Annotated in this window: 20 protein-coding genes and 1 riboswitch; of the genes, 14 read left to right on the forward strand and 6 right to left on the reverse strand. The window is 73.2% G+C overall.

The window, feature by feature from the left end:
* Positions 1–43 precede the first annotated feature (43 nt).
* On the forward strand, positions 44–5,719 hold the full coding sequence (locus O2W16_RS21210) for a DUF4011 domain-containing protein (RefSeq protein ID WP_269160829.1): 5,676 nt from the start codon (positions 44–46) through the stop codon (positions 5,717–5,719).
* A 177-nt stretch (positions 5,720–5,896) separates the two neighbouring features.
* Here O2W16_RS21210 and O2W16_RS21215 read toward each other — a convergent pair whose 3' ends face one another.
* Positions 5,897–7,099 (reverse strand): HNH endonuclease signature motif containing protein, encoded by a 1,203-nt coding sequence (locus O2W16_RS21215; protein WP_269160830.1) that lies wholly within the window; start codon positions 7,097–7,099, stop codon positions 5,897–5,899.
* Positions 7,100–7,629: 530 nt separating this feature from the next.
* A riboswitch (cyclic di-AMP (ydaO/yuaA leader) is annotated at positions 7,630–7,774 on the forward strand.
* Positions 7,775–7,790: 16 nt separating this feature from the next.
* Here O2W16_RS21215 and O2W16_RS21220 point away from each other — a divergent pair.
* Positions 7,791–8,327 (forward strand): C40 family peptidase, encoded by a 537-nt coding sequence (locus O2W16_RS21220; RefSeq protein ID WP_331253775.1) that lies wholly within the window; start codon positions 7,791–7,793, stop codon positions 8,325–8,327.
* Between the two features lie 219 nt (positions 8,328–8,546).
* Entirely contained in the window at positions 8,547–8,831 is a 285-nt protein-coding gene (locus O2W16_RS21225) for a HesB/IscA family protein (RefSeq protein ID WP_269160831.1), read from the forward strand.
* 156 nt (positions 8,832–8,987) lie between these two features.
* Here the strand turns inward: O2W16_RS21225 and O2W16_RS21230 are convergent, their stop codons facing one another.
* Complete coding sequence (locus O2W16_RS21230; protein ID WP_269160832.1) at positions 8,988–10,832, reverse strand: bifunctional metallophosphatase/5'-nucleotidase; 1,845 nt, start codon at positions 10,830–10,832, stop codon at positions 8,988–8,990.
* A gap of 164 nt (positions 10,833–10,996) precedes the next feature.
* Positions 10,997–12,499, reverse strand: coding sequence for a flavin-containing monooxygenase (locus tag O2W16_RS21235; protein WP_269160833.1), 1,503 nt, complete (start codon positions 12,497–12,499; stop codon positions 10,997–10,999).
* A 178-nt stretch (positions 12,500–12,677) separates the two neighbouring features.
* Between O2W16_RS21235 and O2W16_RS21240 the strand changes: the two genes are divergently transcribed.
* Positions 12,678–13,511 carry an alpha/beta fold hydrolase gene (locus tag O2W16_RS21240; protein WP_269160834.1) on the forward strand — a complete coding sequence of 278 codons (834 nt, stop codon included), beginning with the start codon at positions 12,678–12,680 and terminating at the stop codon, positions 13,509–13,511.
* Positions 13,512–13,532: 21 nt separating this feature from the next.
* On the opposite strand, the gene O2W16_RS21245 is transcribed toward O2W16_RS21240, so the two are convergent.
* Positions 13,533–14,711 (reverse strand): ROK family transcriptional regulator, encoded by a 1,179-nt coding sequence (locus O2W16_RS21245; protein ID WP_269160835.1) that lies wholly within the window; start codon positions 14,709–14,711, stop codon positions 13,533–13,535.
* A 140-nt stretch (positions 14,712–14,851) separates the two neighbouring features.
* Between O2W16_RS21245 and O2W16_RS21250 the strand changes: the two genes are divergently transcribed.
* The 9 genes from O2W16_RS21250 (at position 14,852) to O2W16_RS21290 (ending at position 21,672) form a co-directional block, all read left to right on the forward strand.
* A complete protein-coding gene (locus O2W16_RS21250) occupies positions 14,852–15,592 on the forward strand; it encodes an amino acid ABC transporter ATP-binding protein (protein WP_269160836.1) in 741 nt (246 codons plus the stop codon).
* Between the two features lie 81 nt (positions 15,593–15,673).
* The gene (locus tag O2W16_RS21255) at positions 15,674–16,633 is read left to right on the forward strand and encodes a glutamate ABC transporter substrate-binding protein (RefSeq protein WP_269160837.1); all 960 of its coding nucleotides are present in this window, start codon (positions 15,674–15,676) and stop codon (positions 16,631–16,633) included.
* 42 nt (positions 16,634–16,675) lie between these two features.
* Positions 16,676–17,320: an amino acid ABC transporter permease gene (locus O2W16_RS21260; RefSeq protein WP_269160838.1), complete on the forward strand. Its 645-nt coding sequence runs from the start codon at positions 16,676–16,678 to the stop codon at positions 17,318–17,320.
* Entirely contained in the window at positions 17,317–18,186 is an 870-nt protein-coding gene (locus tag O2W16_RS21265) for an amino acid ABC transporter permease (protein WP_269160839.1), read from the forward strand. Before O2W16_RS21260 ends, O2W16_RS21265 begins: the two co-directional genes overlap by 4 nt.
* Positions 18,176–19,138 (forward strand): asparaginase, encoded by a 963-nt coding sequence (locus O2W16_RS21270; protein WP_269160840.1) that lies wholly within the window; start codon positions 18,176–18,178, stop codon positions 19,136–19,138. Before O2W16_RS21265 ends, O2W16_RS21270 begins: the two co-directional genes overlap by 11 nt.
* Positions 19,120–19,866 (forward strand): copper homeostasis protein CutC, encoded by a 747-nt coding sequence (locus tag O2W16_RS21275; RefSeq protein ID WP_269160841.1) that lies wholly within the window; start codon positions 19,120–19,122, stop codon positions 19,864–19,866. Before O2W16_RS21270 ends, O2W16_RS21275 begins: the two co-directional genes overlap by 19 nt.
* On the forward strand, positions 19,863–20,825 hold the full coding sequence (locus tag O2W16_RS21280; protein WP_269160842.1) for an ROK family protein: 963 nt from the start codon (positions 19,863–19,865) through the stop codon (positions 20,823–20,825). Before O2W16_RS21275 ends, O2W16_RS21280 begins: the two co-directional genes overlap by 4 nt.
* Positions 20,826–20,935: 110 nt before the next feature.
* Complete coding sequence (locus tag O2W16_RS21285) at positions 20,936–21,313, forward strand: VOC family protein (protein ID WP_269160843.1); 378 nt, start codon at positions 20,936–20,938, stop codon at positions 21,311–21,313.
* Positions 21,313–21,672 carry a DUF1905 domain-containing protein gene (locus O2W16_RS21290; RefSeq protein WP_269160844.1) on the forward strand — a complete coding sequence of 120 codons (360 nt, stop codon included), beginning with the start codon at positions 21,313–21,315 and terminating at the stop codon, positions 21,670–21,672. The genes O2W16_RS21285 and O2W16_RS21290 overlap by 1 nt, the downstream gene beginning before the upstream one ends.
* Positions 21,673–21,745: 73 nt before the next feature.
* Here the strand turns inward: O2W16_RS21290 and O2W16_RS21295 are convergent, their stop codons facing one another.
* The gene (locus O2W16_RS21295) at positions 21,746–22,327 is read right to left on the reverse strand and encodes a DUF732 domain-containing protein (protein ID WP_269160845.1); all 582 of its coding nucleotides are present in this window, start codon (positions 22,325–22,327) and stop codon (positions 21,746–21,748) included.
* 322 nt (positions 22,328–22,649) lie between these two features.
* Positions 22,650–23,306 (reverse strand): DUF4352 domain-containing protein, encoded by a 657-nt coding sequence (locus O2W16_RS21300; protein ID WP_269160846.1) that lies wholly within the window; start codon positions 23,304–23,306, stop codon positions 22,650–22,652.
* Between the two features lie 271 nt (positions 23,307–23,577).
* Between O2W16_RS21300 and O2W16_RS21305 the strand changes: the two genes are divergently transcribed.
* Positions 23,578–24,468 carry a phosphorothioated DNA-binding restriction endonuclease gene (locus O2W16_RS21305; protein ID WP_442928926.1) on the forward strand — a complete coding sequence of 297 codons (891 nt, stop codon included), beginning with the start codon at positions 23,578–23,580 and terminating at the stop codon, positions 24,466–24,468.
* Positions 24,469–24,537 lie beyond the last annotated feature (69 nt).

The following is a 24,537-nucleotide window of genomic DNA, read 5'->3' on the forward strand; positions in this document are numbered from 1 at the left end:
GGGGCTCCCCGATCCGGGGGCCCGACGGAGGTAGAACGACTCCATGGGCGTCTCCCCGTGCCCGCAGCACACCGCGGAAGCCGAGTCCTCGGTCTCCGTGGAGCTCGACTGCGTGCCCGTGGTCGGCGAGGCGCTGGCCCGCGCCGGCGTGCCGGTCGTCGCCGTCCTCACCCTGACCGGCGGAACCGAGCCGGTGCACGGCGCGCGGGTGAGCGTCACGATCTCCACCCCCGCCGGTCCGCTGGGCGCGTCGGCGGAGGTGACCGTCGACGTCGACCCCGGCCGGACGACGGTGCTCACCGACGTCGACCTGTGCCTGGACCCGGCGGTGCTCGCCGCCGTCGCCGAGCCGGGCACCGCGACCGTCGAGGCCCGGGTCGAGCGGGACGGGCGGCTGCTCGGCTGCACCCGGACCGCCGTCCGGGTGCTGGCCGCCGGCCAGTGGCTGGCCGCACCCACGCCGCTGGCCCTGGAGCTGCTGGCCGCCCACGTGCAGCCGGGCTCCCCCGCGGTCGCCGGGCTCGTCGGCGCGGCCGCCGACCTGCTGCGTCAGCGCACCGGCGACCCCACGGTCGGTGGGCACCCCACCGGCGCCGCACACATCGGCGCGACCCGCATCGACGAGACCGCCGCGGCGATCGTGGAGGCGATGCGCCGCCGGGCGATCCGCCCGCGCCCACCGGTCGCCGGCTGGGCCGACGTGCCGCAGCGGGTGCGCACCCCCGACCAGGTCCTCGACGACCGGGCCGGCACCAGCCTGGACACCGTGCTCACCCTGGCCGCCGCGCTGGAGCACGCCGGGATCCGCCCGCTGCTGTGGATCGCCGCCGACGGCGCAACCTGTCCCGGGCACGCCTTCCTCGGCTACTGGCGCACCGAGCGCTGCGCCGAGAGCGCGGCCACCACCGAGGTCTCCGGGCTCGCCGAGCTGGTCGAGCTGGGCCAGATCGCGCTCGTCGAGACCACGATGCTGGGCATCGCCGCCGAACCGGCGACCTTCGGCGACCTGCACCGCACCGCGGCCGCCGCCTGGCTCGCCGGTGACCTGCACCGGGTGCTCGGGGTCACCGACGTGCACCGCGCCCGGCTGGACGGCGTCGTCCCGCTCCCGTTGCCCCAGCTGCCCGACCACCGCCCGGCCGCGAGCCCCTCGCGCCCGAGCGGGCGACCGACCGGGACGACGGCCGCGCTGCTCGACCTGGACCGGGCCGACGGCGGGACCGTGCCGATCACCGTGCCGCCCGGCCGGCTGACCGTCCTCGCCGAGCGGCTCGCCGCCGACGCCGCGCTGACGCTGGTGCCCACCGACCAGCTGGGCGCCGCGGCCCGGCGCCGCGGCATCCGCTCGGCCCGGGACCTGCCGCCGCACCAGCTCGGTGAGCTGCTGGTCGAGCACGGCGGGCTGTACACCGGGCTGGGCTCGGCCGACTACGCCCACCGGCTGGCTGCGCTCGCCGACCAGGCGGCCGCGCTGCTGGAGGAGACCGGCGCCGGGGACCTGCACCTGGCGCTGGGCTCGGTGACGTGGGAGCTCGACGGGCGTTCGGTGCGCTCGCCGCTGGCGCTGGTCCCGGTGCTCCTCACCCGGGTGGCGAGCACCGGCGCCTACCGGCTCACCGCCGACCCCGCTGGGGCGATCGGCCCGAACGGGCAGTTGCTGGCCGAGCTGCGCCGCCGCACCGGGGTGACCGTGCCGGCGCTGGAGGCCGACGTGGACCTCGACCTGGCCGTCGCGCTGCCGGCGCTGCGGCAGGGGCTGGCCCAGCGCGGGCTGCCACACCGGGTCGAGCCGACCGCCGACCTGGCGCTGCTGCCCGCGGCGGCCGCCCGGATCCGGCAGGACGCCGACCACCTCGGGGCCGCGGCCCTGCGCAACCCGCTGGTGCCGGTGCTGCTGCGCCCCGGCCAGCCGTTCGTCGACCCCGCGCCGGCGCCCGGCACCGCCCTGGCCACCGACCTCACCGAGCTCGCCGCGACCCTGCCGCTGCCTGCCGACACCGACCAGCTGCGGGCGATCACCGACGCCACCGCCGGGCGGACCTTCGTGCTCGAGGGCGCTCCGGGCACCGGGAAGTCGCAGACGGTCGCCAACCTGGTCGCGGCGGCCGCGGCCGGTGGTCAGCGGGTGCTGGTCCTCGCCGCACAGCAGTCCGCGCTGGACACGGTCTCCCGGCGGCTGGCTGGGGTGGGGCTCGGCGGGCTGGTCACGACCCTGCGCCGTCCCGCCGACGCCCCGTCCGAGGCGGGGAGCCCACCCGACGCACCCGCCCTCCCCGACGAGTTGCGGACGGCGCGGCGCGAGCTGGCCGGCTACGCCGAACGGCTGCACGCACCCAACTCCGCCGGGCTGTCGCTGTACGCCGCGCGCGCCGGGGTGCTCTCCGCGGTGCCCGGCACCCCGGCGCTGCCGCTGGCGACCACGTACGTCGCGACCGCGTCGGCCCGCACCACCGCGAAGGTGCACGAGCTGCTGACGACGCTGCCCGAGGTGGCCGCCCGTACCCGGCCGCGGCCGCGGCACCCGTGGGGCTTCCTCGACTCGGCCGACGCCGACCCGGTCGCCGTGCACGCCGCGGTGCTCGCCGTCGACACGGCGCTGCGCGCGCTGCCGCCCGCCGGGCCGCTGGCGCGGGTGATCGCCGCGGCCCGGAACCCGGAGGACCTGGACGCGGTCACCACCGTGCTGTCCGGCCCGGACGTGCCGCTCGCCGCGGTCGACGCCGTCCGCACCCAGCAGTGGGCGCAGGACGTCGACGCGCTGCTCGCGGAGGTCTCCGCCTTCGTCACCGCGGCGCACCCCGGGCTCGACGTCGCCCTGCCCGAGGCGCTGGACCTGCCGCTGGCCGGGATCGCCGAGGACGCCGAGCAGGCGGCCGTCTCGGGGCGGTTCGGCCGGGCCAAGCGGCTGGCCGCGGTGCTCACCGAGCTGACCCCGTCGCTGCGCCCGGACGCGCACGTCGAGCCGACCGACGTCCCGCTGCTGACCGCCGAGTTGCTCCAGGTGCAGGGCGCGGCCCGCGAGCTGACCCTGCGCTGCGCGTCGGTGGCCGGGCTGGCGGTGCCGTGGAACTGGAACCCGCTGACCGACCCGCTGCTGGTCGAGCGGCAGGTGGCCGCGTTGAACCGGCTCGGCTCCGCGCTGGACGGCGACCCGGCCTTCACTCCCCCGCTGCGCCGCTTCCTGGACACCGCGCCGGCGCCGGACCCGACCCGGGCGGTCGCCGTCCGGAAGCTGCGGGCGGCGCTGATCGCCCTGCCCGTGGCCTGCCTGAGTTCGCTGGACCAGCTCCTCGCCTGGGCCGGGGACACCGGCATCGTGCGGCTGTGGGAGGCGACGCAGGACGAGCGGGCCGTCGAGGAGTTCGGCGTCCCCTCGCTGGGGCACTGGCTGGACCTGCTGCGGCACCTGCACCTGCTGGAGGCCGCCGGGCTGGCCGAGGCGCGCGCCGCGCTGCTGTCCGGGGCGGTGCCGGCCGACGGCGCCGTCGCCGCCTTCGACCGTGGGGTGGCCGAGGCGTCCTTCGCCGAGCGGTCGGCGGCCGGCGGGCTCGGTGCGTCCGACGCGCGGGCGGCGGAGCAGGCGGTCCGACGGGCGCTCACGGCTGCGGCGGCGAGCCGCGCCCAGGCGGCCGCGGCCCTCGCCGCCGGCGACCGGGTACCGGCCGTGCTGGCCACCCCGGACGCCGTGGCCCGCTTCCTCCCCGCGACCGCCGGCTCCTTCGACCTGCTGGTGGTCGAGGACGCCTCGTCGCTGCGGGTGGCCGACGCGCTCGGTGCGCTGGGCCGGGCCAGCGCGGCGGTCGTGGTCGGCGACCGCCAGCAGCTGCCGCCGCGCGCCGCGGTCGACGAGCCCGCCGACGAGGGGCTGCTGGCCGCCTGCCTGCGGGCCGGGGTGCCCCGGCGGGAGCTGACCTGGCACCACCGCAGCGCCGACGAGTCGCTGGTCGCCCTCCCCAACGCCGTCGGCTACGGCTCCCGGCTGACGACGGTCCCCGGCCCACCGGCCGGGCCGGCGATCTCGCTGGTGCGGGTGGACGGGGTGTTCCTGCGCACCGGCGAACAGCGGGAGACCAACCCGGCCGAAGCGGAGGCGGTGGTCGCGGAGCTGCGGCAGCGGTTCGCGGCGTCGCCGGAGGCGGTGCCGTCGGTGGCCGTGCTGACCCTGCACGGGCCGCAGCGCCGGCTGATCGAGGGCCTGCTGCGGGTGGGCCGGGACCGGGTGGCCGAGGCGTTGGACCGGGGCGAGCTGCGGGTCCGGGAGGTGGAGGCGGCGCAGGGCGAGGAGGCCGACGTCGTCCTGCTGTCGCTGGGGTGCGCGGCCGACGAGCACGGCTGCCTGCCGCTGGACCTCGGGCCGCTGAACCGGGCCGGCGGTGAGCGGCGGCTGACCGTGGCGGCGACCCGGGCACGCCGGCAGGTGGTGGTGTTCGCGTCCTTCGCGCCGTCGCTGCTGCGGCCGGCGACGACGGGGCAGCCGGGCGTCCGCCGGCTGCGGACCTGGCTGGAGCAGGCGCTGCGCGGCGTGGACGCGGTCCCGCGCAGCGCCGTGGCGACGCGCGATCCGCACCGCGAGGAGGTCGCGGCGGCGCTGCGGGGCCGGGGGCTGGTGGTGCGCACCGACGTCGGGCTCTCCCGGTTCCGGGTCGACCTGACCGTGGCCCGGCCGGAGGCGCCGGAGCGGCCGGTGCTGGCGGTGCTGCTGGACGGCCCGGCGTGGGCGCAGCGGGCGACGGTGGACCGCGAGCTGGCGTACCTGGAGCTACAGGGCTGGCCGACGGTGGAGCGGGTGTGGCTGCCGGAGTGGCTGGCCGAGTGGGAGACGGTGCTCGACCGGCTGGTCACCGCGGTGGCGGAGGCCTCCCCGGTGGAGCCGCTGCTGCCGCCGCTGCCGGCCCCGGTCGCCGCGGTCGACGAGCCGGCGGAGGAGATCGACCCGTTCGACCCGGAGGCCCCCGACGACCTGGACGAGGTGTCGACGGCGGAGCCGGTGCGCTGCGCGGCGCACCCGGTGGTGACGCCGGCGCTGCTCGCCGGTGAGGTGCCGTTCCGGGCGTGGACGCCGAAGCCGGTGGGCGAGCCGCGGATGCTGCGGCAGTTGGAGAACCCGGAGGCGGCCCGGCTGGTGCGGCGGGTGCTGGCGGCCGGGATCCGGGCAGAGGGGCCGATCCACCGGGAGCGGCTGGCCCGGCTGACGGCGGCGGCGTTCGGGGTGCCGCGGGTGAACGCGGCCCGGATGGAGTCGATCCTGGCGCTGCTGCCCGAGCCCGGCGCGGAGTTCCTGTGGCCGGCGACGTCGGACCGGACGCCACCAGACCCGGCCGGGTGGACGACGTTCCGGCGGCAGGCGACGGGCACCGACCGGGCGCTGGAGCACGTGCCGCCGGAGGAGATCGGCAACGCGATGGTGGCGCTGTGCCGGTCGGTGGCCGGGATGACCCGTGACGACCTGTTCCAGCAGACGCTGGCGGTGTTCGGGCACCGCCGCCGGCACCCGGTGCTGATGCCGCTGCTCGAGGTGGCGCTCGCGCAGGCGGTGCGCGCCGGCCGGATCACCCGGCAGGGCGCCGGTCAGTGGCTGACCGCGGTGGCCGAGGGCGATGCGGACCTGCAGGCGGTCGCGACCCCACCTGTCCCGGACAGCGCCGCAGTGCCGGAAGGGCTCGCAGTGCCGGAAGGGCTCCCGGCGCCGGAAGGCCTCGACCAGCCCGTCGCCGGGTGACCCGATCCGGCGGCCGGGCAACTCCGGTCGCCGGGCAACTCCGGTCGCCGGGCAACTCCGGTCGCCGGGCAACTCGGGTCGCCGGGCAACTCGGGTAGCCGGGCGACGTGACGGCCGCATGCGCGCACCGGTAGCCGGCCACGGTGGGACCGTGGCCGGCTGCCGGGACCGGGCCGATCAGTGCGCCAGTGCTCCGATGAGGATCTCGGTGTCGTCGGGGCGGTAGGTGCGCCATCGCCCGCCGGGATCTCGCTGGACCCGGAAGCCGTGATGCACCTTGGTGTGGTGCCGTTCGCACAACAGCGCACTGTTGGCGAGCGACGTCTCCCCGCCGTGCAGCCAGTGGATCAGGTGGTGAACGTCGCACCACCAACTCGGGGCGCCGCAGCCGGCGAACACGCAGCTCTTGTCGCGGCGTTCCACGGCCTTGCGCAGCCCGGGGGTGACCACCCGGTGATCTCGACCGAGATCGAGCGGGGTTCCGTCGGGGCCCATCACGATCCGGGAGATGCTGCCGTCACAGGCGAGGTATCGGGCCCGGGCGGCGGAGATCGTCGCTCCGAAGCCCATCTCCCCGGCACCAGGACCGGTCGCCGGGTCGACCAGGTCCTCCAGGTCGATGCCCACCACCACGTGCGGCTTCACCGTCCGCAGGATCGGCAGGTTCCCGCTGGCCAGCTGGTTGTCACACAGCTGGACGAAGGCATCGGCGTTCTGCTGCAACCGCGTCCGCTCATCGCTCTTGGGGCGGTTGGCCTGCACGATCGACTCGATCGCCGTCTGCGCCTTCTCCCCACCGGCAGCATCCAGCTCGAAGTGGCCGGTGACGGTGCCATCGGCGTGCTTGACCATCGTGAACCGCCGGCCCTCGGTCGGATCCGGCTCCGGTCCGTCGGGATCGAGGGCGTCCTCGAAGGCCTGCACCGCGGCGGCCAGCGACTCGTGCGTGGACTCCGTGGCCACCCTCGCCCACACCTGGTCGAAGGCACCCAGGTCGATGTCCTGCTCCTCGGCCCGGGCGACCTCGCGGGGGCCGATCTTCTCCGCCACCACGTTCACCTGCGCTGCGGTCACCACACCCTCGGCGAACCCGGCCGCCAGCGCCGGGAAGTGCTCCAGCACCCGCCCCGACCGCACGACCCGCGACGCCTCCGCCTGCGACAACCGGGGATGACCGATCAACCACGACCGCATCGACTTCAACCCGTCGTACTCCGCAGCCTGAGTGGTCTCCGCGTGCCGCACCGTGCGGGTCAACTCCGCCGCGACCCGATTGCCGACCTGCACCAGCAACGTCGTCCGGTCCAACACAGCGCCATCCGTCAACCCATGCAGGTCCTCGGCCGCAAGGGCGTCCAGAGCCGACTGCAACTCGCTCACGACACCTCCCGACCGGTTCGAACGTGTGTACGAATACTACGGCCGAAGAAGGGTTGCCACAACACAAACCCCGAGGTCAGGAGCTTGTCCACAGATCACCCTGACCCCTTGACGCGAGCCGGTCCGACACACCAGCACGCCGCTCGAACTCCCCCTCGGTCGACGCGCCAGCAGCCCACGCCGGTCTCCCCGGTCGCGACCGGACTCCAACAGCGGGCGTCGCGACAACGCCCGACGTCGGCGTGATGCGCCGAGCACAGACCGTGCACACCCGCCGGGCCGGCCAAAATCGGCTCCCGCCCGGGAACAGCCGATCCGAGCCGTCGTCGCACGCAGCACCCTCCGGCGTTGCCCGACGTCACGTCGGCGAGTCGCCCGAGTCGCCCGGGCGTGTTGCGGCCCCACGGGGTGTCGGAACCGCGACAGGCGGCACTTTGTGACGAATCCATGACAGCCCTACCGTCATCCGCGCCCGCCGGTCCATGAGTCACCACACACGGTGACACCGGCGAGCACCGCCGAACCGGGCACCCGCTGCGACGTCGCAGCGAATGCCCGGACCGGGGACCCACCGCAGTTCTGGGGTGAAGCGCGACGGCATGCGAGTGCCGGAGCGCCGGGCGAGTTCCCCGCCCGAACCCGTCAGCTAACTCGGTAGGCGGTCGAGGAGAACAAGGAGAACCCGTCGTCCATGACGACCACTCGCACGTCCCCTGCCCGTCGTCCCTCTCGCTCCGGTCGCCGGGCACTGATCGCGCTGTTCGCCAGCGCCGGCGTCGCCCTCACCCCGATGGCCGCCCAGGCCTCCGTCGGTGGCGGTGGAGCGCCCGTCGCAGCACCCGTCGCAGCAGCGGCCGCCCCGGTCGCGGCTCCGAACGCAGCTGCCCAGATCATCGTGGACACGGCGCTCGCCCAGCAGGGCAAGCCCTACGTCTGGGCCGGCGCCGGTCCGAACGTCTACGACTGCTCCGGGCTGACCCAGTACTCCTACGCGGCCGCCGGCATCACGCTGCCGCACTCCTCCCGCATGCAGTCGACGATGGGCGTCCCGGTCGCCCGCGCCGACCTGCAGCCCGGTGACCTGGTCTTCTTCTACGACCCGGTGGGCCACGTCGGCATCTACATCGGCAACGGTCTGATGGTGCACGCGCCGACCGCAGGGGACGTCGTCCGCACCATCAACGTCGACACGATGTGGGGCTACAACTCCGCGCGTCGTCTGGTCTGACGTCGCCCGGGGTGTTGCGACCCCGTGACGATCGGCGTTGCCTCTTGCCCCGTGTCGCCCTGCCCGCGAGGTTGGGACGTGCGAGGTAGCGAGTCCCGGCCCCGTACGGCCCGGTCGTCCGCAGGGGCGGCCGACGAACTGCGGAGGGTGTGGCGCAGTGCCGCGCCGCACCCTCCCGCAGCTGGTCAGGGCACCCAGACACGAGAGGAAACCTCACCGATGCTGACGTTGACCCCCCAGGCAGCAACCGCGATCCGCGGGATCCTCGACCAGTCCGAGATCCCCGAGCAGGGCGGCCTGCGGATCGCCAACGACCCGACCGGCCAGTCGCTGGCGCTGAGCCTGGCCGCCGTGCCGGCCGAGGACGACCAGGTGCTGGACGAGTCCGGCGCCCGGGTGTTCCTGGACGAGAAGGCCGCGACGGTCCTCGACGACAAGGTCCTGGACGCGCAGGCCGACCCGGCCGGCACGGTCCAGTTCGGGATCGCCGAGTCCGGCGCCTGAGCTCTCCCCGCACGACCACGTCCGCCCCGTTCCGGTCCGCCGGAGCGGGGCGGACGTCGTCCGAGGCCCGGACGTACGCAAACGCCCCGCCCTCCCGAGGGAGGACGGGGCGTTCGTCGGTCCGGAGAGGCCGTGGACCCGGCCCCTCCGGGGGGATCAGCCGAGCAGCGGCTCACCGTCGCGGACGAGCTGCCAGTTCTCGACGTAGAAGTCGGCCGGGTCGATCACGCCGCGCTCCTGCGCCCACTCGATGAGCAGCTGGCGGATCTCCAGCTGCTCGTTGTAGACCACGGGCGCCGTCGAGACGTGCGGGAAGCCGCCGCCGCCGGAGCGCCGGTAGTTGTTCACCGCCACCACGAACCGGGCGTCGTCGGCCACCGGCACACCGTCGATCTCCAGCCGGGTGACCCGCTCCCCGACCGGGCGGGAGACGTCCAGGTCGTAGTCGACACCGGAGAGCACGTCGTAGTTGTAGTCCGGCGTCCCGTCGGCGTTGGTGATCGTCTCGGGGTCGACGTCACCGGTGGCCGGCACCTGGGTGAAGTAGCTCGCCGACTCCTCCAGGTAGTCCCGCACCTGGGCGGCGGTCATCTCCACCGCCTCCAGGGTGTTGTCGAAGACGTAGAGCCCGGCGATGTCCCGGATGGTGACCTCGCCCTCCGGGAAGACCGCCTCCCGGCTGAACGGTGCGGCGATCGACAGCACCGGCAGGTCCGCCCGCTCGGTGCCCTCCAGCGCGGCGTCGACGGTCTCGGTCTGCACCTGCTGGATGAAGTCGAGGATCGGGGTGTCGGAGTACCGGCTGGTGAGGGTGGTCAGCTCCTCGGTGGAGGTGGCCACGACCTGGTTGACGTAGTCGACCGTCGTCCGGTGCGCCTCGTCGGTGACGGCGAGGACGTCGGGGTCCTCGGGGTAGTCCTTGGTGCGCAGCGCGGTGGCCGTGGCGCCGGTGACGTCCCACTGGCCGCGGGTCTTGGTCAGCGCGAAGTCGACCTGGCTGACCGTGCCGCCCCAGCGGTAGGGCTGGGTGAGCAGCACCTCCTCGCCGGTGACCTCGTTGACCACGACCTGGGACGGGGCGTCGCGGTGCGTGTGGCCGACGACCATCGCGTCGATGCCGGGCACCGTGCGGGCGATGACGTCGGAGGGGTTCTCCGTGCCCACGGCCGGGTCGTCGTAGGACGACGTCCCACCCACGCCGGCGTGCGCGAGGACGACGACGACGTCGGCCTGCTCGGCCACGATCGGCACCCACTCCTGCGCCGTCTCCACCATGTCGCGGAACTCGACCTGGCCCTCGACGTTGTTGCGGTCCCAGATCGCCGAGCCCGGCGTGGTCAGCCCGAGGATGCCCACGGTGACCGGCTTGGCGCCGCGGACCTTCATCTCCTGCAGCGTGTACGGCGGCAGGTACGGCTCACCGGTGGCGGCGTCGACGACGTTGGCACCGAGCACCGGGTGGTCGACGTCGTCGACGTAGTCGGCGAGGGTGTCCAGGCCGTAGTTGAACTCGTGGTTGCCGACGACCTGGGCGTCGTAGCCGATGACGTCGAAGGCCGCCGCCATCGGGTGCTCGGCCTCCGGAGGCTGCTGCGCGGCCAGGTAGGTGAGCGGGGTGCCCTGCAGGAAGTCGCCGTTGTCGACGACGAAGACGCGGTCCGCGCCCTTCTCCGCGCGCACCGAGTCGACCACGGAGGAGACGCGGGCCAGACCCGTCGCGTCCCCGGAGCGCTCGGTGTACGGGGCGTCGCGGAAGTAGTCCCAGTCCTGCACGCGGCCGTGCAGGTCGGTGGTGGCCAGCATCGTCAGCTCGAGGCTCTGCCCCGTGCCGTGCCCGCCGCCGTTGCCCTTGCCGTGCCCGTGGCCGTGCCCGTGGCCGTTGCCGTGCCCGTTGCCGTGGCCCTTGTCGTGATGGCCCGGGCTCGCTGCCGCGGGGGTCACCGCCCCGAAGGTCATCGCCAGCACTGCTGCCGCGACCGTCACCGTCGTCCGTCTGCGCACTCGATCTCCCCCAGCTCGTCAGCCGCCCTCCTGGGCCGGCCGTCCGGTTGCCGGGTCAAGGTAGCGAGGGATGCCGACAAGTCGACTCGGGGCACGAGCTGTTCATCCGGCAGCCGCCCGGACGGGCAGCCCGAGCGGATCGGCGTCCAAGGAGCCGACCCCGGCTAGGACCAGACCAGCGTGCCGTCGTCGAGGTCGGCGGCCGGCAGCAGCTCCCGCTCGACGGCGTACTCGTGCAGGTGCGTCCACGGCTCCCGGTCGCCCTGCTTGGGCATGAGGTGCATGGAGCGAGCCAGGTAGCCGGGGTTGAAGTTGGCCGGGTCGACCCAGGGGCCCAGCGGCATGTCGGCGTCCTCCGGCCGCAGCTGCGGGACGACCGTCGTCGCCCCCTTCTCCTCCATGTGCGCGAGGAGCCGGCACACGAAGTCGCTGATCAGGTCGGCCCGGAGCGTCCAGCTGTGCCGGAAGTAGCCGAACACGTAGGCCAGGTTCGGCAGGCCGGTGAACATCAGCCCGCGGTAGGTGACGGTCTGCGCGAAGTCGACCGGTCCGTCGTCCACGGTGAAGGCGATGTCGCCGAAGACGCTGAGGTCGAAGCCGGTGGCGGTGACGACGACGTCGGCCTCCAGCTCCTCTCCCGACGTCAGCCGGATCCCCCGCTCGGTGAACGTCTCGATCGTGTCGGTGACGACGGAGGCCTTTCCCTCGCGCATGGCGGTGAACAGGTCGCCGTCGGGGAGGACGGCGATCCGCTGCTGCCACGGCCGGTACGACGGGTTGAAGTGCTTGTCGATGTCGACGTCCGGCGGCAGCTGAGGGCGCATCGACTCGATCAGGAACTCACGGGCCTCGTCCGGCGACTCGGCCGAGATGCGGGTGAGCTCGTCGAGCTCCGCGATGTAGGCCCGCCGCAGGATCTCGTGCGTCCAGTCCTCCGGGACGTCGAGCGCGCGGAGCGTCGTCGCCAGTTCGTGGGTCTTCGGTCGGGCGTAGAAGAAGGTCGGCGACCGCTGCAGCATCGTCACGTGCGCGGCGGTCTCGGCGATCGCGGGGATGAGCGTGGCCGCCGTCGCGCCCGAGCCGATGACGACCACCCGCTTGCCCGCGTAGTCGAGGTCAGCGGGCCACTTCTGCGGGTGGACGATCGGGCCCGGGAACCGGTCCGTGCCCGGCCACTGCGGCGTGTGGCCCTCGTCGTGCTTGTAGTAGCCCTGGCACATCCAGAGGAAGTCGGTGGTGAAGACGAGCTGCTCGTCGGTGTCGCCGCGGGTCACCTCCACGGTCCAGCGCCGGTCGTCGCTCGACCAGCGCGCGGAGGTGACGCGGTGCTGGTGGCGGATGTGGGCGTCCAGGCCGCCGTCGCGGATGACCTCGTCGAGGTACCGGAGGATCTCCTCCGAGGACGCGATCGAGGGGCCGCGCCAGGGCTTGAACCGGTAGCCGAAGGTGAACAGGTCGCTGTCGGAGCGCACGCCCGGGTACGTGTGCGTGCGCCACGTCCCGCCGTGGCCGGCCAGGGCGTCGAGGACGACGAGGCTCTTGTCCGGGAAGCGTTCCCTGAGGTGGTGGGCGGCCCCGATGCCGGAGATCCCCGCTCCCACGATCAGCACGTCGACGTGCTCGACCCGCTCGTCGGTCGCCGTCCGAGCCGGCTGCGTCATCGTCATGGCCGATCCCCCAGTTCCTGCGAGACGGCGCACCTCGTCGTGCGGCGTCCCCTCGCCGTTCTACCACTCACCACCGGCCATGTGTGGTCCAGCTCACTTTCTTGCCCGGTCCGCCTTTCGGCCGTCGACGACGTGTGGTGTGCTCCAGGCCACCCCTCAGCCGAGCACGGGAGTCCCGTTGAGCACACCGACGATCCACGCGCCGCGCACCGTCCAGGTCGGCGACATCGCCGTCGCCGTCCAGGAGTACGGCGACGGCGAGCCGCTGCTGGTGGTCAACGGCACGAGCCAGTCCCTCGGCTTCTGGGGTGACCTGGTGCAGGTGTGGGCGGGCAGCCACCGGGTGGTCACCTACGACCTGCGCGGGATGGGCGGGACCGAGCGCGGGTCCAGCCCGTTCAGCATCGCCTCGCTGGCCGCCGACGCGCTCGGACTGCTCGACGCCCTGGAGATCGAGCGCACCCACGTGCTCGGCTACTCACTCGGCAGCGCGATCGCACAGGAGCTCGCCCTGGCCGCGCCGGAGCGGGTCAGCTCGCTCGTCCTGTACTGCACCTGGGCGCGGTCGGACGGCTTCCAACGGGCGCTGATGACCGGCCTGGCGCACCCGTGGCGGACCGGCGACCTGCCGGCGGCGCTCGGCGCCCTCGGCGTGGCCTTCTCCCCGCAGCTCCTCGACAGCCCGGAGTTCGGCACCCTCATCGAGGAGCTGCTCCCGCTGTTCCCCTCGACGCCGGAGCAGATCCGCACCACCGCCGAGCAGTGGGACGCCGACCTGGCACACGACACCCTGGACCGGCTCGACCGGATCACGGCGCCGACACTGGTGATCGCCGGGGAGCAGGACCTGCTGACCCCACCGTGGCACGGCCGGCAGGTGGCCGACGCCATCCCGGGTGCACGGCTGGAGATGTTCACCGGTCCCGGGTCCAGCCACGCGCTGGGGGTCGAGCGGGCCGAGGAGTTCGTGCCGCTGGTCGACGGCTTCCTCGCCGAGCACCGGACGTCCTGACCCGGGCCGCCGCCTCCCGGCTCAGCGGGCGGCGGCGCGGGCGGCCAGCTGCTCCGGGGAGAACGCCAGGTCCAGCGCCTCGCGGGCGGCACCGAGCACGGCGGCCTGCTGGCCCACGCGGCTGACCGCGATCTCCAAGCCGTCGGTGATCATCGGCGGGCACTGCGCGTAGATCGCCGACCGCACCCCGGCGACGAAGGCCTCAGCGCTGCTCAGGTGCCCGCCGATCACCAACCGCTCGGGGTTGAAGAAGTTCAGGATGGTCGAGAGCACGGTGCCGGTGCTGCCGCCGGCCTCGCGCAGCAGCTGGGTGGTCAGCGGGTGCGCGTCCCGGGCCAGGTCGAGCATCCCCTCGGTGTCCGGGGCGGGGACGCCGCGCTCGGCGAGCTGCTCGACCAGGGCGGCGCCGCTGGCCACCGCGTCCAGGCAGCCGACCCGCCCGCACGAGCAGGGCACGGGCGGGGCGCCGGGCACGGTGGTGTGGCTGATGTCCCCGGCGAACCCGCCGCTCCCCCGGTGCAGCACCCCGCCGGCGACGACGCCGCAGCCGATGCCCGAGCCGACCTTCACGAACACCATCTGCTCCGCCGGTGAACCGCCGGCGGCGTGCTCGCCCAGTGCCATCAGGTTCGCGTCGTTCTGCACGATCACCGGCACGGGCAGCCACTGCCGCACGATCGCGGCGACGTCGGCACCGTTCCAGCCGGGCATCCGGGCCGGGGAGACGACCAGCCCGGTGCGCGCACTGACCGGCCCGGGCACCCCCACGCACATGGCCAGCAGCGGCGCGGACTCGCCGAGCCCGTCGACGGCGTCGGTGACCGCGGTGACCACGGTGCGCAGCACCGCCTCCGGCCCGTCGGAGACGGCGATCGGCAGGTGCCGCTCGGCGACCTGCCGGCCGGCGGCGTCGAGGACGGCGATCGCCGCGTGCCGCTCCCCCAGGCTGACGGCGACCACCAGGCCGGCCGCGCCGCGCATCTCCAGCCGGCGCGGCGGCCGCCCCCCGGCCGAGGGTCCGCTGCCGGTCTCCACGAGCCAGCCGCGGCGGATGAGCATCTCCACCCGGGCGGCGGCGGTGGTCGCCGAGAGCCCCGTCTCGCGGGCGACGTCGGCGCGCGAGGAGGCGCGGCCGAGCCGGACGAGGGAGAGCACCTCGCTCGGGGAGGTGGCCGACCGGTCACCGGCGGGGGTGGGCATGTCGATCAGTGAAGCAACGCCCGCCGTCCGAAGCAACGGCCACTTACTCCGGAAGTGGAAATACTTCATGGACTTCTCGTTGTAACGATCGCCACTTAGCCTTCCTCCAACGTTCAACGCCGATCGTGAGGAGGACGACCATGAGCACACCGATGGTGAGCATGCGCGGCGTCGACAAGCGCTTCGGCGACCTGCACGTGCTGTGCTCGATCGACCTGGACGTCGCTCCGCAGGAGGTCGTCGTGGTCATCGGGCCGTCCGGGTCGGGCAAGTCGACGCTCTGCCGCACGATCAACCGCCTCGAACCGATCGACGCCGGCGAGATCCGGGTCGACGGCCGGCCGCTGCCCGAGGAGGGCGCCCAGCTCGCCCAGCTGCGCGCCGACGTCGGCATGGTCTTCCAGTCCTTCAACCTGTTCGGCCACCTGAGCGTGCTGGACAACGTGATGCTGGCACCGCTGAAGGTCCGCAAGGTGTCCAAGGCGACCGCCCGCGCCGAGGCGATGGCGCTGCTGGAGCGGGTGGGCATCGCCGACAAGGCCGACCGCTTCCCCGCCCAGCTCTCCGGCGGCCAGCAACAGCGTGCCGCGATCGCCCGGTCGCTGGCGATGCACCCGAAGCTGATGCTCTTCGACGAGCCGACCTCCGCGCTGGACCCGGAGATGGTCAGCGAGGTCCTCGAGGTGATGGTCGGCCTCGCCCGGGACGGCATGACGATGGTCGTGGTGACCCACGAGATGGGCTTCGCCCGCCGTGCCGCCGACCGCGTCGTCTTCATGGACGCCGGTCAGATCGTCGAAGAGGCCCCACCGGCGGAGTTCTTCGACGCCACCAGGAGCGAGCGCGCGCGCTCGTTCCTCTCCAACGTGCTGGCCCACTGACGGCCGAGCGCACCCCGGGCGGACCCGCCCACCCCACGCCCGGCGCCGCTCCCCCGGCAGGGCTGATCAGAAAGGCAAGGCATGAGTGACATCCGCCTTCCCAGGCGTCGCTTCCCGTTGATCACCGCCGTGCTGGCCACCGCCTCGGTGGCGGTCGCCGGGTGCGGGTCGTCCGAGTCCTCGTCCGACGCCGTCCCGGGTGGTGGCGGCGACACCGCCGCCGCCGGCCTGGACGCCGTCTACGAGAACGCGCCGGTCGCCGACGACTCCGCGATCCCCTCGGGCTCGACGATGGCCGAGATCCAGGAGCGCGGCGTGCTGCGCGTCGCCGCCGCCCTCGACGCACCGCTGCTCTCCCAGCAGGATCCGAGCAACCCCGAGGACGTCGAGGGCTTCGACATCGACCTGGCGAAGATGCTCGCCATCTACCTCCTGGGCGAGCCGAACATCGAGATCGTGCCGCCGGCGTCGGAGACCCGGGAGGCGCTGCTGCAGAACGGCACCGTCGACGCCGTCTTCAACACCTACACGATCACCGAGGAGCGGGCCGAGCAGATCGACTTCGCCGGCCCGTACTTCACCTCGGGGCTGGCCGTCGCGACCCGGGCGGACAACGAGGACATCGACAGCGTCGAGGACCTCAACGGCAAGGACGTCATCGTCGGCGCGAACACCCCGGCGGTCACCGCGGTGCCCGAGGTGGCCCCCGACGCCGAGGTGACCAGCTTCGCCACCGACCCGCAGGCGGTGCAGGCGCTGGTGCAGGGCCGCGGCGACGCCTACGTGCAGGACTACACCCTGCTGCTGGCTGCGGCGGCGAACAACCCCGACATCAAGATCGCCGTCCAGCCCTTCACGGAGGAGCCGTACGGCATCGGGCTCCCGCCGGAGGACGCGGAGTACCAGGCGTTCGTCAACGACTGGCTGGAGCAGATCCAGGAGGACGGCTCCTGGGCCGAGATCTGGGAGGCGACCCTCGGCACGGTCGTCGAGGGCGACGCCCCGACGCCGCCCGAGATCGGCTCGGTGCCGGGCTCCTGACCCGGCGCCCCTGAGGCAGCAGCGCCAGCAGAGGACGACGACGTGACTGCAGTGATCGAGAACCTGGACCCCTTGCTGAGGGCGCTGGGGACCACCGTGCTGATCCTGGTGATCTCTGCGGTCGGCTCCCTCGTGCTCGGCGTGCTGGTCACCGTGGCCCGGGTCAGCCCGATCCCGGTGCTGCGCGGGGCCGCGTTCGCCTACGTGCAGGTGTTCGTCAACGTCCCTCTGCTGGCGCTGCTGCTGCTGGCCGTCTTCGCGCTGCCCGACGCCGGGCTGCTGATGCCGCTGACCACCACGGTCATCGTCGTGCTCACCGTCTACGAGGCGGCGTACGTCGCCGAGGCGGTGCGCAGCGGCATCAACACCGTCGCCGCCGGGCAGGTCGAGGCCGCCCGGGCGCTGGGGCTGCGGCTGTCGCAGACGCTGCGGCACGTCGTCGTCCCGCAGGCGGTGCGCGCCGTCGTCCAGCCGCTGGGCAACGTGATGATCGCGCTGCTGATGAACACCGCGCTGGCCGCCACCGTCGGCGTGGTCGAGCTGACGTCGGCGGTGAACAAGGTGAACCTCGTCGCGGCCCAGCCGATCCCGATCTTCACCGCCGCCGGCCTCACCTACATGGCGCTCGCGCTGGCCATCGGGCTGGCCGCCGGGCGGATCGAGAAGAAGGTGGCGATCCACCGATGAGCCACACCGGTGCGTTCCTCTACGACGCCCCCGGGCCCCGCACCCGCCGGCGGATCATGCTCGGCTCGGTGGTCAGCGCCCTGGTGCTGGCCGGCCTGCTGACCCTGGCGCTGGTGCAGTTCGGCCGGACCGGGCAGCTGGACGCCGACCGGTGGACTCCGTTCCTCGACTGGCCGATCTGGTCCTACCTGCTGGTCGGGCTGCGTGGCACGGCGCTGGCGGCCGCGCTGGTCGCCGTCCTGGCCGGGGCGTTCGGCGTGCTGCTGGCCATCGGCCGACTGTCGCAGAGCCGGCCGCTGCGCTGGCTGTCGACCGGCTACATCGAGGTGGCCCGCACCATCCCGGTGCTGCTGCTGATCTACCTGATGCTGTTCGGGCTGCCGGCCTACGGGATCAACCTGCCGGTGCTCTGGAAGCTCGTCGTGCCGTTGACCATCGCCAACGCCGCGGTGGTCGCCGAGATCGTCCGGGCCGGGGTGCTGGCCCTGCCGCGCGGGCAGATGGAGGCGGCGCTGAGCCTGGGCATCCGGCGCGGCCAGGCGATGCGGTTCGTCGTCCTGCCCCAGGCGCTGCGGCACGTGACGCCGTCCCTGGTCACCCAGCTGGTGAGCCTGATCAAGGACACGTCGCTGGGCTACGTCGTCGCCTTCACCGAGCTGCTGTACCGGGCGCAGGTGCTCAGCGCCTACAACCGGCTGCTCATCCAGACCTTCCTCGTGGTGGCGCTGATCTACCTGGTGTTCAACGGCGCCCTGTCCTACCTGGCCGCACGGCTGCGCACCCGGGTCCGCCGCCAGGTGGCGCCGCCGTCCGGGCCCGCCGAGCAGGCCGCCGACCGTGAACTGGAGACCCCCGTTGTCCGCTGAACTGGCCGTGGTCCGCCGCTCGGGCCTGGTGGAGAGCCGGCACCTCGGCTCGCTGCTCGCCCTGGACGCCGACGGTTCCGTGGCGCTGTCATTGGGCGATCCCGACGCCACGATCCTGCCGCGCTCCACCACCAAGCCGCTGCAGGCGCTGGCCTGCCTGACCGCCGGCGCCCCGCTGACCGGGGCGGAGCTGGCGATCGCCGCCGGCAGCCACACCGGCGAGGACGCGCACGTCGACGTCGTCCGCCGGCTGCTGGACCGGGCCGGGCTGGACGAGTCGGCGCTGCAGTGCCCGGTCGACTGGCCCGAGGACGAGGCGACCCGCGTCGCGCTCATCCGGGCCGGCGCAGAACGCAGTGCGGTGCGGATGAACTGCTCGGGCAAGCACGCCGCGATGTTGCTGGCCTGCGCGGTCAACGGCTGGCCGGTGGGTACCTACCTCGATCCAGGCCACCCGCTCCAGCAGCACGTGCGCGCGGTGACCGCGGAGTGGACCGGTGCGCCGGTGCGGCACGACGCGATCGACGGCTGCGGCGCCCCGCTGTTCGGCACCACGGTGCGCGGGCTGGCGACCGCCTTCCGTGCGCTGTCGCTGGCCACGGACGGACCGGCCGCCGAGGTGGCCGCTGCCATGCGGACGCACCCCTTCTTCGTGGGCGGCACCGGGCACCAGAACTCCGCGGTGATGGAGCTGGTGCCGGGTGCGGTGGCCAAGGGCGGTGCGGAGGGCGTCATCGGCGTCGCCGGTCCGGATGGTCAGTCGGTGGCGATGAAGGTGGTCGACGGCAGCCCGCGGGCGACGACGCTGCTGGCGCTGACCGTGCTGGGTGGGCTGGGCGTGGACGTCTCCGCCGCGGCCTCGCTGACCACGCTCCCGGTGCTCGGCGGTGGGGTGCCGGTCGGTGCGATCGAGCCGGGCGCCGACGTCCTCGCGTGGCTGGCCGGCCGGTGACCGCGGTCGAGATCTGCATCGACGACGTCGCCGGCGCGACGATCGCCGAGGAGTGCGGGGCGGACCGGGTCGAGGTGTGCGCGGCGCTGTCGGAGGGCGGGACGACGCCGTCGATCGGGCTGGTGTCCACGGTCCTCGCCGAGGTGTCGCGGATCGGCGTGCAGGTGCTTATCCGGCCGCGCGCCGGGGACTTCGTGTACTCCCCCGCCGAGGTCGACGTGATGCTCGCCGACATCGCCGCCGTCCGGGCGCTGCCCGCGTCGGCACAGGTCGGGTTCGTGGTCGGGGCGCTGACCGCCGAGGGCGCGATCGACACCGCCGTCCTCTCCCGGCTGGTGACGGCCGCCGGGCGGTGCCCGGTGACGTTCCACCGGGCGTTCGACACCCTCCCCGACCTCCCCGCCGCGCTGCCGGTGCTGATCTCCGCCGGGGTCTCCCGGGTGCTGACCTCGGGTGGTGCGCCGACGGCGGCGGCGGGGGCAGCCATGCTGCGCTCGCTGGTCGAGCTGGCGGGCGACCGGATCACCGTGCTCGCCGGCGGGTCGGTGCGTGGGTCGAACGTGGCACCCCTCGTCGCGGAGACCGGTGTGCCGGAGGTGCACCTGCGGGCGGCCTCGCCGGTCGTCTCCTCGGCCGCCGGCTCGGCCACCGGCGTCGACTACGCCGTCCCGCGACTGGCCACCTCCCCCGGCCCGATCCGGGCCGTACTCGAGGCGCTCGCCTCGTGACGACCACTCCCGCGGTGCTGGCGCTCGACGTCGGCGGCACGTCGATGAAGGGCGCGGTCGTGACGCGCGACGGCCGGCCGGTCGTGGTCGAGCGCTGGCCCACCGACCCGGCGACGGACACCGTCGGCGCCATCGCCGGCCACCTCCGCTCGCTGGCGGGCGTCGCACGTGAGGAGGGCCTGGACGTGGTCGGCGCTGGCGTGGTGACCCCCGGGATGCTCGACGAGGCGGCCGGGACGGTCGTCTACGCGTCGAACCTGGACTGGCGGGACGTGCCGCTGCGGGCGCTGCTGGCCGGGGCGACCGGACTGCCCGTGGTGACCGGCCACGACGTGCGGACGGCGGGGCTGGCCGAGCAGCTGCTCGGGGCGGCGCGCGGCGTCGAGGACTTCGTGCTGGTGACCATCGGAACCGGCGTGGCCGCGGCACTGGTGACCGGCGGGCGGCCGGTGACCGGGGACGGCGGGGCGGCCGGCGAGCTCGGCCACATCCCGATGGTGCCCGGCGGCGAGGCGTGCACGTGCGGACAGAGCGGGTGCTTGGAGGTGTACGCGTCGGGCGCCGGGCTGGCCCGCCGGTATGCGGCTCTCTCCGGTGTCTCGCTGCCGGCGGAGGACGTCGTCGCCCGGCTGGGGCGCGACGCGGACGCCGACCGGGTGTGGGCCGAGGCGATGCAGGTGCTGGTCCAGGGGCTGGTGACCGCGACGCTGCTGCTGGACCCGACGACGATCGTGCTCGGCGGCGGCTTCACCGCGGCCGGGGACGCCCTGCTGGAACCACTCCGGGCTGGCCTGGCCGCTGGCCTCGCCTGGCGCTCCGCCCCGCCAGTGAAGCTGGCCGAACTCGGCAGCGAAGCCGGCTGGATCGGCGCCGCCGCCCTCGCCTTCCGCCATGCCGGCCACGCCGACGCCCTCGGGACCTGGACCCCAGAAGCCCTCCTCGGCGCTCCCATCCCCTGAGGGGCCGAAGTCGCGACTTCGGCCCCTCCCGGGCTTCGGCGATGACTTCCGGGGACGAGCCGGGTCTTCATCTCTGCCTGGCGGTGCGCGCCGGGCGGAGTGGGAGCGTCATGAACCAGACGACGACAGGCATCACCCGGGTCGCCACGACGACCGTGGTGGTGTCGGACCTGCAGCGGGCCCTGGACTTCTACGTGGACGACCTGGGCCTGCAGGTCGTCCGCGACACGGAGATGGGTCCGGGCATGCGCTGGGTCGAGGTGGCGCCGGCCGGCGGGGGGACGTCGATCGCCCTGATCGCGGCGGACAGCGGCTTCCCACCGGGCATCCGGCTGGGCACGGCCGACGCGGACGCCGCCCACGCGCAGCTGCGCGGGCGGGGCGTGGACGTCGACGACGAGGTGCTGCGGATGGGCGAGATGGCCCCGCCGATGTTCACCGTCCGCGACCCGGACGGCAACGTCCTGGTGCTGGTGGAAGGTGCGTGATGACGGCCCTCGACGAGCGGTTCACGGCCCGGTTGCTGAAGAGCCCGGCGGACGGCGGGTGGACCTACCTGGTGTGGCCGGACTCGGTTGCGTTCTTCGGCACCCGTGGGCTGGTCAAGGTCTGCGGGACGATCGACGGGCACCCATTCCGGAGCTCGTTCATGGCGCTCGGCGATGGGAGGCACAAGCTGCCGGTGCGGGCCACGCTGCGCGAAGCGATCGGCAAGCAAGCCGGCGACACCGTCGACGTGCACCTGACCGAGCGGATCGCCACCGCCCACCCCGTGGGGACCCGCGCCCGAGCGACGAGCGGCCGATCAGACGCGTCGACGCGCCGCCTCCCTCCGAACCATGGCTGACAGCTGCTGCCCCGCCACTGGTATCCGCCGGAGCAGGGAACCCCCTGTGCAAGGGCTCTCTCGCCACGAAGGCTCATCCACCGAGCAGTTGGTACTCCGGACACATGGCGACCGTTGCCGCACTGAGCACCGATGCCGTCTGGTACTCCGTGAATCCGGCAGCAATCCCCATGTCCATGAGATCGACGAAGTCGCCTTCCGCGCCCCCCATCGTCCCTAGGTAAGCGCACGCGTTGTTGGCCAAGTCGACGAGGGCTCTGTCATCAACCGACCCGAATATCGGGTTGTTCGAGCGCAGCAGCTCGAGGAACTCCCTCTCGTCAGCAGATGGCACCAACTGAGCCTTAGCTGCTGCGGCTGCGTCGGAAGCGGCTTGCTCGGCGACACGCTCACGCTGCTCGGCCTGAATGGCGCGAGCTTCCGCTGAGCTCGTAGCGGCCTCCGCTTGGTGGAGGACCTGCTCAGCTTCATCCGCCGCGGCCTCGGCAGCCGCCTTTTCGTCCGCCAGGGCAGCAACCAGTTCACCTGCCCGGTTGTTGGCCGCCACTGCTGCGGCAGAGGCTCCTCCAACCGCCGCGAGGAGGGAAAGCGCGATGATGACGAAGAGGAGCAAGGGAACCGAGCGACGACGTCCCTGACTCGGCGCGGGTGTCATCTGTCGACCGTCAGCGCCCGCCGGCGGGTCGAGTGGCTCGGCATCGGGTGTCGACGTCGTCATCATGTGTCCGTTCGTGTGGTCGCCTCACCACGCGGTGAGAAGGCAGAGCCTTTCTCCTGACGGTCACGGCCGGTAGCGAATCCACCCGCAAGGGCGACCCCCGATCGGCAACTGGACCAGCTGACCATCAGCAGGAAGCGCGCGAATCGGAGCGCGTGTGGCTTCCCAGGGGGCACAGCCAACTCGGGACGAAGCGCCTTCGCTATGACGAAGGGCCCCTCACCAACGCTTGGTGAGGGGCCCCGCTCGATCAGTCAGCTCACTGCAGGTCGACGGTGACCCCACCGGAGAACGCCGAGTCGTGCAGCTCGATCGCGGTCGGCACGGTCCCCGCCGGGACGTCGAAGACCACCTTGCTGTTGAGGCTGTTCCCCGGGTTGATCTCCTCGTACAGCGACGACGAGTCCTCCAGGTAGATGGCAGCCTCGCTGTCGGCCGAGAACTCCTGCCCCTCGGCGTTGAACAGCGTGGCGTTGTCACCGAAGAAGCTCTGCGCTTCATTTCCGGTGTTCGTGATGCTCACGTCGATCATGCAGAACTGCCCCTGGGCCGTCGTGCTCAGGTACTCGCTGCCGATCTCCGTCGCAGAGCAGTCCACACCGTTGACGACGAAGGTGAACTTGCCGTCGGCAGCCGGCTCACCGATGCCCGGGTTGCTGGACTCCTCCACAACCGGCTCGGCCTCCGGGGCCGCGGCGTCGGGAACTGCAGCGTCCGGGGCCGCAGCTTCGGGGGCCGCGGTGTCCGCGCCATTCGCTGCCGCATCGGTGTCCGCGTCGCCACCCATGTTGGCGGCGACACCGAAGACCACGATGACGGCCAGGATGATGAACCAAGCGCGCTTGTACAGCGGCTTCTTGGCCTTCGCCTGCGGCGGCTGCTCAGGCCGCTGCTCGAGCGTGGGCGAATGCGTCATGTCGGTCTCCCCGTGTTGGTCCAAGACGTGCTGTTCCGAAACTAGGCGGTCGTGAACTGTCAACCGGGGACCACAGTCGACCAACCACGTCGCACACTTCTGTCAGGTGACGCCCGGAAGCGCCGCTTCAGACTCATCCGTCACACCCGTTACTCGGACTGGCCTCGCAGGCCTCGAGTGCGCCGCTGCAGCCGCCGTACGGCGCGCGAACAAGGTGTCCCCGCCGTGCGACAGTTCGCCCGTGTCACCACAGACGGAGAGCGGCCGGTTCCTGTCCCGAGCTGAGGCACCGGACGTGTTCGCCGCCTTCTCGTCACTTCGCCAGCACCAGCGGAACGGGCAGCGGTCACCACACAAGCCGTTGCTGGCACTTCTCGCGCTCGGTCGGCTTGCCGCGACCGGCAGGAGTGACGTCCCCTGGTCGGTCGCCGAGGAGCAACTTGCCGACCTGATCGCCGAGTTCGGCCCAGCGTCCAACACCGGTCGTGCGCAGAGCGCCGCCTATCCGTTCACCCGACTACGCGCCGATCACATCTGGGTACTGGACCGCGACGTGGACGACGACAAGGTCAGCCCCCTGCGCGCCGGCGTCACCGGGCGCTTCGAGGCGGCTCTCGAGCAACGGCTGGCGGCGGATCCCACGCTGGCTGGCGCAGTGGCCCGTGCCCTCGTCGACAGCCACTTCCCACCGACAGTGGCAGGTGACGTCCTGCTGGCCGTGGGCTTCGACCCGGAGGTGTCGCACCTGGGCGTGCCCTCCCCCACGGTGCGCAAGCGAAGCGCTGCGTGGCGCACTTCGATATTGCGCGCCTGGGACGACCAGTGCGCTTTCTGTGGATTCGATGGGCGGCTGGCAGGCATGGCGGTGGCCGTCGAGGCCGCGCACGTGCGCTGGTTCACCGAGCAGGGGCCCGACGACCTGGACAACGGCCTGGCCCTCTGTTCCCTCCACCACAAGCTGTTCGACCGCGGGGTACTCGGACTGGACGACGACCTGGCTGTGACGGTCTCGCAACGCTTCAGCGCCAGAACGTCGTCCGGGCGAGCGGTGTACGAAATACACGGCAGGCGGCTTACCCCGCGGCCGGGCACCCAGTCCCCTGCCGTTGAGCACGTCGCCTGGCACCGCCGTCAGGTGTTCCAAGGCTCACCACTGAAGTGACCCCCGTCGGCTGAACACCTCCAGACTTGGCATCAGCCAAGGAGGGAGGGCCCGAGTGGGCCGACGGAG

This window comes from Modestobacter sp. VKM Ac-2984, from assembly GCF_026967985.1.
Classification (GTDB): Bacteria; Actinomycetota; Actinomycetes; order Mycobacteriales; family Geodermatophilaceae; genus Modestobacter.

What these genes read in the sequence shown, in the direction of transcription:
- O2W16_RS21210 (WP_269160829.1), top strand. Translation starts at nt 44, where the DNA reads ATGGGCGTCTCCCCGTGCCCGCAGCACACCGCGGAAGCCGAGTCCTCG.
- O2W16_RS21220 (WP_331253775.1), top strand. Translation starts at nt 7,791, where the DNA reads ATGACGACCACTCGCACGTCCCCTGCCCGTCGTCCCTCTCGCTCCGGT.
- O2W16_RS21225 (WP_269160831.1), top strand. Translation starts at nt 8,547, where the DNA reads ATGCTGACGTTGACCCCCCAGGCAGCAACCGCGATCCGCGGGATCCTC.
- O2W16_RS21235 (WP_269160833.1), bottom strand. Translation starts at nt 12,499, where the DNA reads ATGACGATGACGCAGCCGGCTCGGACGGCGACCGACGAGCGGGTCGAG.
- O2W16_RS21245 (WP_269160835.1), bottom strand. Translation starts at nt 14,711, where the DNA reads ATGCCCACCCCCGCCGGTGACCGGTCGGCCACCTCCCCGAGCGAGGTG.
- O2W16_RS21250 (WP_269160836.1), top strand. Translation starts at nt 14,852, where the DNA reads ATGAGCACACCGATGGTGAGCATGCGCGGCGTCGACAAGCGCTTCGGC.
- O2W16_RS21255 (WP_269160837.1), top strand. Translation starts at nt 15,674, where the DNA reads ATGAGTGACATCCGCCTTCCCAGGCGTCGCTTCCCGTTGATCACCGCC.
- O2W16_RS21265 (WP_269160839.1), top strand. Translation starts at nt 17,317, where the DNA reads ATGAGCCACACCGGTGCGTTCCTCTACGACGCCCCCGGGCCCCGCACC.
- O2W16_RS21285 (WP_269160843.1), top strand. Translation starts at nt 20,936, where the DNA reads ATGAACCAGACGACGACAGGCATCACCCGGGTCGCCACGACGACCGTG.
- O2W16_RS21290 (WP_269160844.1), top strand. Translation starts at nt 21,313, where the DNA reads ATGACGGCCCTCGACGAGCGGTTCACGGCCCGGTTGCTGAAGAGCCCG.
- O2W16_RS21295 (WP_269160845.1), bottom strand. Translation starts at nt 22,327, where the DNA reads ATGACACCCGCGCCGAGTCAGGGACGTCGTCGCTCGGTTCCCTTGCTC.
- O2W16_RS21300 (WP_269160846.1), bottom strand. Translation starts at nt 23,306, where the DNA reads ATGACGCATTCGCCCACGCTCGAGCAGCGGCCTGAGCAGCCGCCGCAG.